Annotated in this window: 8 protein-coding genes; 5 read left to right on the top strand and 3 right to left on the bottom strand. The window is 67.6% G+C overall.

Annotated features, from left to right (window positions below; genetic code table 11):
• Positions 1–427: 427 nt before the first annotated feature.
• A complete protein-coding gene (locus ACT6QK_RS00975) occupies positions 428–1906 on the top strand; it encodes a PAN domain-containing protein (protein ID WP_444595955.1) in 1479 nt (492 codons plus the stop codon).
• Positions 1907–2133: 227 nt separating this feature from the next.
• On the opposite strand, the gene ACT6QK_RS00970 is transcribed toward ACT6QK_RS00975, so the two are convergent.
• Together ACT6QK_RS00970 and ACT6QK_RS00965 are read right to left on the bottom strand one after the other, a co-directional pair.
• Positions 2134–3291, bottom strand: coding sequence for a serine hydrolase domain-containing protein (locus ACT6QK_RS00970; RefSeq protein ID WP_444595954.1), 1158 nt, complete (start codon positions 3289–3291; stop codon positions 2134–2136).
• A 67-nt stretch (positions 3292–3358) separates the two neighbouring features.
• Positions 3359–4468, bottom strand: a complete 1110-nt coding sequence (locus ACT6QK_RS00965) for a serine hydrolase domain-containing protein (protein WP_444595953.1) — start codon at positions 4466–4468, stop codon at positions 3359–3361.
• A 130-nt stretch (positions 4469–4598) separates the two neighbouring features.
• On the opposite strand from ACT6QK_RS00965, the gene ACT6QK_RS00960 reads away from it, so the two are divergent.
• Positions 4599–6050 carry a LytR/AlgR family response regulator transcription factor gene (locus ACT6QK_RS00960; RefSeq protein ID WP_444595952.1) on the top strand — a complete coding sequence of 484 codons (1452 nt, stop codon included), beginning with the start codon at positions 4599–4601 and terminating at the stop codon, positions 6048–6050.
• Between the two features lie 617 nt (positions 6051–6667).
• Entirely contained in the window at positions 6668–7768 is a 1101-nt protein-coding gene (locus ACT6QK_RS00955; protein WP_444595951.1) for a hypothetical protein, read from the top strand.
• Positions 7769–7921: 153 nt separating this feature from the next.
• Here the strand turns inward: ACT6QK_RS00955 and ACT6QK_RS00950 are convergent, their stop codons facing one another.
• The gene (locus tag ACT6QK_RS00950) at positions 7922–10120 is read right to left on the bottom strand and encodes a hypothetical protein (protein ID WP_444595950.1); all 2199 of its coding nucleotides are present in this window, start codon (positions 10118–10120) and stop codon (positions 7922–7924) included.
• A gap of 162 nt (positions 10121–10282) precedes the next feature.
• Between ACT6QK_RS00950 and ACT6QK_RS00945 the strand changes: the two genes are divergently transcribed.
• Positions 10283–11371: a helix-turn-helix transcriptional regulator gene (locus ACT6QK_RS00945; protein WP_444595949.1), complete on the top strand. Its 1089-nt coding sequence runs from the start codon at positions 10283–10285 to the stop codon at positions 11369–11371.
• Between the two features lie 106 nt (positions 11372–11477).
• Positions 11478–12812: a hypothetical protein gene (locus tag ACT6QK_RS00940; RefSeq protein WP_444595948.1), complete on the top strand. Its 1335-nt coding sequence runs from the start codon at positions 11478–11480 to the stop codon at positions 12810–12812.
• Positions 12813–12957: the final 145 nt, after the last annotated feature.

Genomic DNA, 12957 nt, shown 5'->3' with positions numbered 1-12957 from the left:
GCGCTCAACACAACGATCGCTAAGAGCCTGGGATTTATCGAAAGTCGTTTCATCGCCTGTCTCCACTGCGCCAGGAAGTTATCAAACTTGAAGTCCGCTTCCCACCCGTTGTGACCCTCAGCCGCCCCATCCGACTGACGTTCCAAGGCCCTGTGATGAGCGAAAGAGGTCTAGCTGGGTCACCGCCATCTCTCCAAGGATGACACCCCCACGCCACCATACTCCTGTTGAGAACGAAGTGCGCCAAAAGTAGTCATTCCCAAACGCCGAATGCGCGACACTCAGACAAGCCTCAAGCGTCTGCCCTGAGCCTCGCCTCCGAGGAAGATCAAAACTGCGCCTGACATGATCTGACGGCGTGGCGAGGGGCGCTTGAGCATTTGCGACACCGAAGTCTAGGCTCGCCGCATTCCCTGGAGTTTGTGTCATGTCGGCTCTGCGTCGCCTCGTCCCGGGCCTTGTCGCCAGCGTCCTGATCGGCGGCTCCGCCCTGGCGCTGCAGGGCCGCACCTTCGAGATGCGTCCCGGTCATGGGGTCGCCCAGCAGAATTATCAGTCGATCCCGCTGCCCACGTCCCGGCCCGTCTCGGACTGCCAGGCGCGGTGCGAGGCCGACCGTCGCTGTGACGCCTATACCTGGCAGATGAGCGTGGGGAACACGACCGGGCTCTGTTACCTCTACGCGGGCTCTGTCACACCGGTCGCGGCGCCGACGGTGACCCTGGGCCTGCGCTCGGACTGGATGACGCCCGCCCAGCGCGAGGCGAGTCGCCTGCGGGCGCAGAGAAGCTCCGAGGAGGTGGTCGATCTCTACGCCCCGCGCATTCGCCCCCGCACCTTGTCGACCGAAGAACGCGGCCAGGTGCAGGCTCTGCTGAACGGCGCCCTGACCGACCCCTATCTGACCTGGGACCGGATCGAGCCCTTGATGGCCCTGGCCGAGAGCGGCGACAAGGAGGCGATGCATGCCGTCCTGCGCGCCTTCAAGGGACCGGAACGGAACACGATTAATCGCCACGTCTGGTTCGCGCCCCTGGAATCCTTCGACGGCCTGGCGTCCAGCCGCCTGGCGGCGCGATGGGCCGGCGAATACTGGCGTCGCCACGGCGCGGATCCGATCGCCGCGGCGCAGCTCGCCTCCTGCACCGGCGAGAGTGTCCAGCGTTGCGGGGTCTTCGTCCGGCTTCGGAATGCCCGGGAGCGCACCGCCTTCCTGGACTACGGGCGCAATATCACAAGACGGGCGCCGCGCCTGGACCTGGTGTTCGAGCCGGCCTATCCCGGCGTCGCGGGTCTGCGCGCGCGCTTCGACGAACTGACGGCCCGTCGTCGCGCCGCCCCAAACATGCAGATCGGGCATGGGGCCGACGGCTGGATGGCGGCCTATGCCGCGGTCCACCCCGAGGTGGCCGCGACCCAGCAGGCGACCCTCGATACGGTCGCGGCCGAGGCGGAACGCGTGCGGCTGACGCGCCTGGCCTGGGCGGCCGACGCCCGTGCACGCGCCGAGCGCATGTGGAATGATCTTTGGGGCCGCGCCGATCTGACCAGCCAGCAGCGCAGCACGCTGGAGGTCCTCGCCGTCCAGCTAGGCGACGACTACGTCGTGCGCCTGGCTGGCGTTCAGCCCATTTACGGCGGGGGGGCGGCCGACATTCTGTGCCGTCTCGATCATCCGACCTGCCAATCAAGCCGACGCAACCAGGCGCAGCAGGAGGCGGCGCGGCAGGCGGAGATTCGACAAACCGCCGCCGATGCGGCGGCTCGCCAAAGCGCGGTGGCCGCGGCTATGGGGTCCGGCGTCGGCATGGTGGACGTGCGCCGCTACGACCGCGCCGGCAACTATGTCGGGACGACCACCATGACCCGATCCCAGGCCGAGACCATCGGCGCCCGACCGCAGTAGCGCAGGACGATCAATCGCCCGCGAGACTTCGTACAGATCCGAGCGGGTATATCGCTACGTGCGTCGCCGTAAAATCCACGACGCACTCTTGAGATCATTACGCTACTGGTGAATGTGGGTGCACCGCCTTGTGTGGATCCGCCGACTGTTTTTGAACGTCACGTAGACCGGGTCACGGCTGAAATGCGCCAGCAGCGGACCCTGGCCGGTCGCCAGAAAGCGGACTCTTACGGCAGCATCCGCATCGCCCCGTATTCCCAGCTCCACGGGACGCCTGTCTCCCCCAGCACAGAGCGGATTATCCGGGGGAAACCCGGCTCGGCTCGGACATCGTCGGCAAGGATAACGACGCAGCGACGACCGCGCTCGACGCAGACCCAGGTGTTGCCGACGAAGTCGTCGTGACCGCCCTTGTAGACGCCGGGGCCTTGCGGCCCGTCGAAGCGGATCACGCCGATCCCGGAGGCCAGGCCGGGTCGTTGTTCGCCGGCAGGCAGCTCCGGCTGGAGCGTGGGGAACTGCGACCGCGTGGTGATCGGCGCCTGGGCTCTCACACGCTCGGCCCGGGCGGCGGGGCTGAGGCCGTCGCCCCGCGCGACGCCCGCCGCCAGACGGGCCATGTCTGCAATCGTGGTGTCCATGGACCCGGCCGCACGCGTTTTCGAGCGTTCGTCATGCGGCACGACCTCGCCCTCCAGGGTCCAGCCGTCGGCCAAGTTCTCGGCGAAGTCCGGCCGCCACATCATTGAGGTGCGGGTCATGCCGAAGCGGTCGAAGACACGGCGCTGCATCTCGGCCCCCACGTCCAGTCCCAGGCCCTGCTCCAGCACGAACTGCATCAGGATAATCCCCTCGCCGGAATAGCCGTACCGGGCGCCAGGATCGAAATGGAACTTCAGTTTTCCGTCCGGCTCCAGGAAGCCGAAGTTGGCGAAGCCCGAGCGATGCGTCAGCAGGATGCGCGGCGTGAGCATCCGCCAACGCTCGTCTCCGGCCAGGTCGCTGTAACGGGCGTAACGATCCTCGATCTCGTCGCTGCCGTAGTCGGTCAGCGGGCGCGGCAGGTAGTCGGCGATCGACCGGTCGAGGTCGATCACCCCCTCGTCGACGAGCTGCATGACCATATAGCCGAAAGCCGCCTTGGTCAGGCTGGCGGCGTACATGACGGTGTCGGGAGTCAGCGGGTCCCCGGCCGCGTTGCGATCGCCTTGAGCCTGAACGTCAACCACCTCTCCGTCCGTGACCACAGCCACCGCGATGCCGCGCGCGCCGGTTTCGCGCATGACGCTTTGGACGGTCTCGCGCAGGTTGGGGTCCTCAGCCGACGCCTGCGCCCCAGGGAATAGAACAGTCGCAAGGATGACCGCGGCAACTCCACTACGCATCACTTTTCCCCTGATTGAAGGACCTCGACGATAGCTTCGCCTTTGAGCGCGGCCAGTGAAATTTTGGTCACGCCACACCGGCATCCGCCCGCAAAAGGGCCTCGGCGAACGCGTCCATCGTTCGCTGCGAGATGGCGTTGTTGTTCAGGATGACCACCGCGCCGCGCCCGTCCAGGCGATGGCCCAGTACCGAGCGGTAGCCGTTGGTGTTGCCCGTCTCCCAGGCGGCCCGGACCTCAGCCCCGCCGATGGCCACGGTCCGCATCCGCCCGCCCAGCGCATAGCTGTCCGAAGCGACTTCGACGGTCGTCAGCGCGGTCCGCGAGGTCGGGGACAGGAAGTCGGTGTCATAGACACCGTGTGCGAACCGCAGCAGGTCGGCAGCGGTGCTGTAATAGCCCCCGGCGGCGGCCAGGAAGGGCGGGCGCGGGTTGATCCACTCCACCGGCGGCGACACAGTCCGATAAGACATCGCCTCCGAAGGTGCGACGGGCGTCGTATGCCTCATCCGCAGCGGATCGAGCACCAGCGCCCGCATCGCCTCCCGATAAGGCTGGCCGGTCACGGTTTCGATGATCGCCAGCACGAGGATCCAGTTCGACAGCACATAGTCGAAGCGCGCCCCCGGCTCGAACACCAGGTCGCCGGTGGCGAAGCGGCGGACCGCCTCCCCCGTATCGATCCAGGGCGGCTGCAGCAGGGCCGGTTCGGCCGCCACCGCCGCGCGGAACGGATTGGGCGCCCCGCTGCTGTTCGATAGCAACCGACGCAGGGTCAGCCGCGCCCCGACATCGGCCCTGTAGTCCGGCAGCCAGGTCGTGATCCGGGCGTCAAGCGACAGAGCGCCCTGCTCGACCAGACGCATCACCGCCACCGCCGTCAGCCGTTTGGAGATGGAGGCGATGCCCAGGGGCGTGTCCGTGCGCATGGGAATCCCCTGCGCGATTTGCGCCATTCCGACGGCGCGCGCTGTCCTGATCCGCCCCCCTCGCCCCAAGGCCACGACGCCCTGGAAGTTGTGGTCCCGGACCATGCCGTCCATCACGGCGCCGACGGTTTCCGCATGCCCATCGGCTCGCGCCGCACCCGGCAGTAGCGCCGCCGCAGTTACGGCGCCCGCGCCGGCGCCCCACAGAAACCTCCGGCGGTTCAGCGCGGGAAGCGATGCCTCGATCATGGACTAATCCTCACTTGCCTAAGTCGGTCTGCAACGGCACGGAACGGCCATGTGGTCGCCCCTTCGCTCCCGACAACTATCGATCTCGGCTGGACCCGCGATCGCGCCAACCGGGTTTCGGTGAACGACCATGGGCGTCGGTGAACGCAGCCGCCTGATCGTCCTCGTCCTCGCCGTGGCGGGCCTTGTCGCTTTGTGCGGTCCTCAGATCGCCGCCATGCTGTCGCCAGCGCCCGCCCGAACGCCGACCCAGGTGTGGAGCCTGTGCCCGGCGCCGGACCTCTGCCGCCCCGTCGACGTTTCAAACCTGGCGCTGGACGCCCCGATCAACACCCTGACCACAACCTTCGTCGCCGGCCCCGACGATCATGCCGCCCCCCTGGCCCTGCATATCGCCGCTACCGCCAGCGCCGAGATCCGCTGGAACGGCGCCCTGATCGGGACCAACGGGCAAGTCGGCGCGGACCGCGCCCAGGAGACGCCCGGTCGGTTCAGCGCCCTCGTCGTCATTCCGCAGGACCGGGTCCGCCCCGGCCCGAACCGTGTCGAGGTCCGGCTGTCGGCCCACCACCTCTGGGCGCCCGTGCGGCGGCCGATCCATGACCTGTCGATCGGTCCGTACAGCGACCCGCTGCACGGCACGCTGCGCCATTACCTGCCCACTCTGCTGCTCACCGGCCTGCTGGCGCTGGCCTTCCTCGGCGCCGCAGGCCTCTGGCTTGCCCGCCGTCCGCCTGGCTCGGCGACCTTGACCCTTCTGACCGGCGCGGTGCTGGCCCAGGCCGTGGCCGAAGCGTCCAAGCTGGCCCTGACCTACAGCTATCCGTGGCAGCTGGCCCGGCTCGCCGCCGTCGCCGGTATGGCGGCGGTCGCCGCCTTGGCCCTCGGGCGTCTGGCGCAGGTCTTCGTCCCGGAGCGCCGGCTGCGCTGGGGGCTGACCGCAGCGCTGGTCTTCGCCCTGCTGATCGCCCTGCTCGGCCCGCCCTGGTGGGACGCTAAAGCCCTGTGGTCTTACCGCGCCGGCTGCGCGGCGGCGCTGATCGCCGTCACACTCGGCGCCCTGTCCACCGTCAGGTACGCACAGACAGCCCAGGCTGTCTGCGTCCTCGCCCTGGCCCTGTCGTGGAGCCCCGACTTCCTCGACATAAGCTACTATCTGCTGTTCCTGACCCTGTTCGGCGGACTGGCGGCTTATGCTGTGCTTCGTAGCCGCGCTGCGGCCGTTCGGCCCTCACCCGAGCCTCCACCCGGGCGGAACGAGACCTTGTCCATTCCCGACGGGACGTCCCGCCGTCTTATCCGAGCGGAAGACTTACTGCACGTCCGCGCAGCCGACGATTACAGCCTCGTCACCCTGACGGATGGTCGGGAAGTCCTGTCCACGGCCAACCTCTCCACGCTCACGCAGTTGGCGTCAGCGCATCTGGTGCGCATTCACCGAAGCCACGCGGTCAACCCGGCCTGGATTTCGGCCGTCCACCGATCAGGCAGATCGGGACCGACCGTGGAACTCAAGGACGGCGTCCGCCTGCCCATTGGCCGCGCCTATCGGGCGGCGCTTGATGACGAGCGGATAGCATAGCGCTGGGCACATCGTTCATTGGAGGGTGCCTATCCTCACGTTTCCACGGAAGTCCATGCGTTCGTTCGGGTTTGGGGTTCACAGCCTGAGCGGCGAGGCCACGGCGAGAAGGCTCGTCCTCGCCGCCTGAATTCAACGCTGCATCAGAGTGCTGCGCCGCCTCGCCGATCCCGTTCTGGCGGTTGTCGTCCTCGGCCGGCAGACAGGCGTCACCCTTGATCTTGTCGGACCGACCTGTACGCCGCGCCGGTCTGTCGGCCGCACGGCCCGGAGCGTCTGCGTCGTCGGCCTGATCGACTTTTTGGGTCGTCATGAGACGTTCGGCTCCTCTCAGAGACCCCGCTGGCGTCTCGCGGCGCGATGGCGGACCTGCGGCCCGCGGGGTGCAAGGCGAGCGCGTCGGATGTCCGACCAACCAGTGCGCGCCACCACGCGCTCGACCTTCCGTAATTCGGAGCCCACGGGGCATGGCGGCCTCAGGTCCTGGTCGCGTTTCTCACAGTCTCGGCGACGATCCCTTACCTGACCGAACCTGACACACAGGCACTGTCCCACCCGGCGACCTAGCGGCCAGGGGCGAACCCGCCTACCAAGACTGGAAAAGGACCATTTCTCCCATGCTTCGCAGTCTGTTCATCGCGCTCGCCGGCGGTCTCGCCTTCGGCGCGCCCGCCGCCGCCCAGTCGGCCCTGACGGTCGGCCAACCGGTGGACGGCGTCTTCGGCAAGAGTTCGCCCCGTCTGTCCGACGGGAGCCCCTACGCCTGCTACACCCTTCAGACCGTGCGGGGCCGGTCCTATACCGTGGACCTGCGCTCCTCGGCGTTCGACGCCTATCTGGGCGCGGGGCCCGGCGCCGGCTGCAATGAGGATGACAGCCTGACCGACGATGACGGCGCCGGCGGGACGGACTCGCGGGTGACGATCCCGGGGGACGGGTCCGTATGGCACATTCGTGCGAACACCCTGCAGCCGCGAGAGAGCGGGCCCTACAGGCTGACGGTGACGGGCCCCGTGGAACCGACGCGTGCCCCGCAGACCGCCCCGCAGGCCGTCCCGCGCGCGCCGTCGCGCGCCGGCCAGGCCGGCCTCTCGCTCGGCGGATCCGTCACCGGCGCCCTGACCGACCAGTCGCCCAGGTTGCCCGACGGCAGCGCCTTCCAGTGCTATCCCCTGGCGCTGTCCGCCGGTGGCGAGGTTCGGGCCACCCTGCGCAGTTCGGCCTTCGATACCTATCTGGCCGTCTATTCCGGAGACCGCTGCCAGGGTGCGGCCCTGATGTCGGACGACGACGGCGCGGGCGGCACGGATTCGCAGCTGACCTTCACGGCGACGGGCCGACAGGGGTATTCGCTCGCTGCGAACAGCCTGACCGAAGCCGGGCGGGGACGGTTCACGCTCAGCCTGGAGGCGGCGAACGGTTCGGCCGGCGCGTCCGCCCCTGCGCAATCCGTGTCGTCCGACTACGCGCTGGCTGTGGGATGTCTGGCCAACGCCATGATGCTGATCGCCGACGACCGGCAGAGGGTCGGCGAGGACATGCTGGCCATGCTCGTCGACTCGATGACGGCCTTCCAGGCCAAGGCGGTCGCCGCCAGCTCTCCGACAAAGACCGGGGACGAGGTCATCGACGATGCGCTCCTAGTCGGCGCCGAGACGATGTCCGACCTGACCCATGCCCAGCTGCTTCAGCACCAGAGGGTCTGTGCGACGCGCTGACCCGACGAGCGATCTGGTACAAACGGACAACCCGCGACGTGGCGACGGCGTGCTCGACACGATCAACGCCTTGCGCGGCTGGGCCCGGCGTCCAATCCTCAGACCGACCCTGCGGCGTGCCGGACCCGGGGTGCCGGGGCGGTCATGGCGCCTCTATCGCGTACGACAGGTGTTGGTGCTGGGGGGGCAACGGAAGATGATACGACCCGGGACATAGCCAATCCCGAGCCTCGCCGCCGCATCTGTGAAGGCTCCGAAGCGGTTCTGAGCGTTGACCCGTATGCCGAAGCCGCAGCCCCAGGCCGTATATCCATTGGTCGTCCCCAGCTCTCGCACCGTGTCGGACCCACAGGCCTGACGGACCGCGACGGTATAACTGGGCGTACCGGGCGTCCCGTAGGTGGCCTGCAAGGGGCCGTCGCATCGGAACTCGGTGCGGCTGTTCGGTCGCAGCTGACAGAAGGCGACGGCCTCTGGCCAGGCTACTGGCCGACGGCGCTCGGCTTCGGCGGCTTCCCGATCCCGACGCTCGGCAGCGGCGCGCTGCTCGGCCTCGCGTTCGCGAGCGGCGCGGTCGTCGGCAGCCTGTTGTTCTGACTGCCGGCGGATCGTTTCCTGCCGCGCCCGTTCGGCCTGTTCCTGAGTCGCCCGGGCCTGGGCGGCGTGTCGGTCAGCTTCGGCCTGTCGCTGTTGACGTGCGCTTGTTTCGGCGGCCGCCTCCGCATTCCGCCGCTGGTCCGCCGCCGTGGCGAACTCCGCGTCGCGGCGCGCTTCATACGCCTGGGCTTCGGCGGCGGCGTCCCGGTCGGCCTGGTCCTGCTCTGCACGCAGTCGGGCAGTGGTGGCGCGATAGGCTTCGCGCCGTCGGTCATCCGCCGCCTTGAAATCTCGGGTGACAGGGTCGTTCGGGTCGTTGAGGCGCGCCACCAATTCGACGAGCTGCTGTCGCTCCTGCGCCTGCCGGGCCAGAACCGCTTCGTAGTCCCGGCTCGCCGCGTTGGCGATGCCGGATCCCGGGCCCAGGACATTGGATCCAAGGGCGATCGCGGTGCTGATCTGATCCTGGGTCGCCGTGCCCTCTGACGCCAGGGCGACTCCGACGCCGCCCAGCACGCCGCCGATGAATCCCAGGGTCTCATTGCGATTACGCGCGCGTTCCGCCGCGCGGCTCGCCTGGATGGCGGCATACCGCTCGGCGGAGAAGGGGGTGTCATAGAGCGTGGCGGCGTCCGCTGCACCGAAATGGCGAAACCCGGCCTGGTCCACCACATTCAGTCTCCCGGTGCGACGCGCCACGACATAGTAGGTGTGGGTCGTTCCGGCCGTGCTGCCCAAGGGGGCTTCGACACGTTCAAGCACGCCGTTGCGATGCCAGCGATAGGTCTGGGACCGTGTGTACGACCCATCGACGAATGTGCGTCCGACACGATCGACCAAGGGCCCGAACACCCGTCGTAAGTCGGTGTCGGACAGGGGTTCGCAGTTCGGAATCAGTTCCGCCATCTGGTCGGCGGACGGTCGCTCTTCGGCGTTCCAGCTCGCCAAGAGAAAATAGTCGGCGGGTCTGGCGTTAAGGGTTCGGTGTTCCAGGTGATAGGGCGCGCCGTTCTCGGCGTTGAAGGTCAACTGTGGCGACGCCCCCGAAGATTGGGCGCGCACCCGGGGGCCGAAGAAGCCTTCCTGCGCGATCTTCAGTTCGTACTGGGCTTCGCAGCCCCTTGCTGCAAGCGTCACCCGCGATCCGGGCCGCACTCCGTATGGGTAGTAGACGCCGGCGGCCGTCGTGGCGAAACGTTCCTGAACATTGAAGGATGGAGCGCCTGCGCTGTCGGCCGCATCTGCAATCGCGATTGTACGCGCAGCCGACGCCGGGTTTGCTTCGGCCAGAGAGGACGGGGCTGAAGCGACGACTTGCCGGGTCAGCTTGGCCGATGGGCCCTCCAAAACGGTAACGGTGTAGGTGAAATCGATGGCCCTGTTGCCGAACACACCCCCGTCCATGATCCAGATGAAATATTGCCCGCCATGGCGGACCACATTCTCGAACACGCCGCTTCGCCGCATCCGTGTTCCGACCACCTCCTCATGAGATCCCCAAAAGCCCCTCGGCGTCATGCCATAGATGAAGACGATGAGCTCGCCCGGGTCGGGGGACTGAACCTCCAGGCGCACCTTGTCGCCGGCCTGAAGGTTGAGGATGCGCGTGTATTCGCGACTGTCGGCGACGGACACCGGAGCGCCGAGAGGGACGGGGTCCATGATCATCGTCTGACGCTGGGCCAAGGCCGGGCGCGGGGCGACGAGCAGGCAGAAGACGGCCATCGCGATGACGAGCCCAACACGGTTCAACATTCGACCCCCAAAGCCGTTGCGACAGCGTTCCCGCCCATCGCTCGGACCTGTCGCTTTGACCTAGTTGTCCGTGGGGCGTGACTGTGTCTTCCTCCGTTTGGGGGATGCGCCCTAGGGCGGGGCGACGACACATCGCCCCTACTGTGCCGAGAGGTTAGCGTGATGGGCATCGTCGAACACATCTACGAGGCCTTGCTCGACGACGAGGCCCTGGACGCCCTGCCGCGACACCTGGCCGAGGCTGTCGGCGCCCGCTCGGCGACCTTGCAGACCATCGTGGGTGGCGCTCCTGTGCATGTGGCGACCCATTATTTCAGCGCGCCGATGAACGCCTTTTATGTCGCGAACGACGTCATCGCCCTGGATCCCTGGATCCCGATCGTCAAGGACCATGGCCTGCTCAACAGGGTTGCGGACGCCGACGACTATATCAGCCGAGACGACTTTCGCCGGGGCGCCTTCTACAATGAGTTCTTCCGGCTCTTCGGCGACGACACTGGGGTCAGTCTCGGTGCGGTGATCGAGACCCGGGACGGCTTTGTGGGCCTTGGGTTGCATCGGGCCTTGAGCGCTCCGGGATACGCGCCCGAGGACCGGGCGACCCTGGAGACCGCCTTGCCCCACCTCCGCCGCCTGGCGGAGACCCGGGCGCGCCTGCGCAAGGCGGATGCCGCAGAGCGGGACATCCGGGCCGTGCTGCACGGTCAGTCGTCGGCCATCCTTCTGGTCAACGCCCAGGGCCGTGTCGGCTTCGCAAACCTGGCGGCGGAAGGCCTTCTGGCGTCTCGGGACGGGCTTGAGTCGAGCAGCGGCACGATCCGGATCAGCCACGCGCTGGCCGATCGGCTGAGCCGGGCGCTCGCGTCCGCGGCCACGGGCAAGGGGGGTGACGCTCTCCTCGTCGTGCGCCCCTCCGGTAGGCCCGCCTATCGTCTGGTCGTCACGCCCCATCGCGGCCCCGGCGCCCTGCCTGGTCAGGCCCTTGTGATCATCGAGGACCCGGAACAGGCCGACCCGGGTCTGGCTCAAAATCTACGCCGGCTCTTCGGATTGAGCCCTGCGGAAGCCGATCTGGCCGTGCGCCTGGCCGAGGGCTGGAGCCTCCCGGAAATCGCGGACATGCGAGCCGTCCAGCCCTCGACGGTCCGCAGCCAGATGAACGCCGTCCTGGCCAAGACCGGAAGTCGGCGACAGACCGAACTGGCGACCCTTCTCGCGCGGCTCCCGCGCGTGCGCGACTTCCGAGACTGAAAAAACGCTGCCTGTCCTCGAGGCCGCCATCCACCATTTGGGGGATGCGAGACCCCGACCCCAGACGCTTCAAAGGTTGAAGCAGAGATGGCGTCAGGGGGGCAGCATGCGAACGGTCAATAAAGTGCGGAGGATCATGGCCGCGGGCGTGCTGGCCATGTGCCTGACCCATGCAGGAACGGCCCTGGCGCAGGTTTGGCAGTCAACCCCATCCCTCGGAGCGGGATATCGTGTGGAGACCGCCGGGGCGCCGGACGGCGTCGTCACAGCGCTGTGGATCGACCAGCTCGCCGTCAAGGCGTCACGTTATTCCGGAGCCGGGTGGAACCCGCCGACGGTTCTGCACAATCAGTTCGGCGCCTCGGATATCGCCATCGTCGTCGACGGCGCCGGAACAGTCACAGCGGCATGGACGCCTGGCAACGGCTACCTCGAGGCCGCAAGGTTTTCCGGTGGCGCCTGGACCTCGACTGTCCAGCTGACCGCGCCGGGACAGACCGCGCAGCAGATCGATCTGGTGGCGGATGCGTCCGGCGTGGTCACGGCGGTCTGGCTTCAGGGCCTTGACGCCATTCAAGCCTCTCGCTTCGAAAACGGGTCCTGGAGCCAGCCGGTTACGGTGTCCGGCATCAGCACCCAAAATACATTGCCGCAACTGGCCGTAGACGCCGCCGGAGCGGTGACGGCCATATGGTTCACCTACACCGGCGCTTTTCCGACGTTGACGGGTCGGCTGCGAGCGGCGCGTTTCGTCAACGGATCCTGGTCATCGGCCATCGATGTCTCAACCCCTAACGTAGATTTCGGCTCCGCCGCCGTCGCAGCGGCGCCGGACGGAACCGTGACGGCGATCTGGTCGGCCGGATCCATTCAGTCATCCACGTTCAACGGCGCCGGATGGTCCACGCCGGTCCAGATCGGATCGGGCCGTGGATCCAGCCTTAGCCTGGAGTTCGGGCCGGTCGGTGAAGGGACGGCGATCTGGATAGATCTGGCGAGCCAGCTGTTCGGTGCCCGGCTCGCCAACGGCGTCTGGACCTCTGCAGCAATCTCGGATGTTGCCGCCGCGAGCCAGGCGGACCTGGCGGTGACGCCATCGGGCCAGGCCACCGTCCTCTGGACTTCAGGGGGGCTGCAAGGTCGCCTCTTCTCCTCGCGCTACGTCGCCTCAGATTGGTCGCCGCCTCTCATGGTTGTCGACGCCGGTCGGCCCGTCAGCGGACCGCGCCTAACCACCTCGCCATCTGAGATCCTGACAGCGACCTGGGTCGGGCAAGGGCCGAACCCGTCGATTGAAGCCAGCCGGTTCGATCCCAACTCAGTTCCCCCCCCAGCGACTGTTCCGACGCTGACGGAGTCTGCGATGTTGTTCTTCGCTCTCGCCTTGGCCCTGATCGCCTCTGTAAGCCTTTCGCGTCGAAATCGACGGGCACCGCTCTGAAGGGTGGAAGCCTGGACCGATCAGCCACCTCGACACCTGTCGTCGTGTGACCTGCGAATCCTGAGACGGGCGCGCCCAGGCTACACCTGATCTGTCGTGGGCAATTTGTGCGATGCTTCCGACCGTCGACCAATCGCCCTTCTCA

This window comes from Brevundimonas sp., from assembly GCF_052436175.1.
Taxonomy (GTDB): domain Bacteria; phylum Pseudomonadota; class Alphaproteobacteria; order Caulobacterales; family Caulobacteraceae; genus Brevundimonas.
Note: the sequence above shows the minus strand (reverse complement) of the source record. Positions and strands in the feature narration are given on the sequence as shown.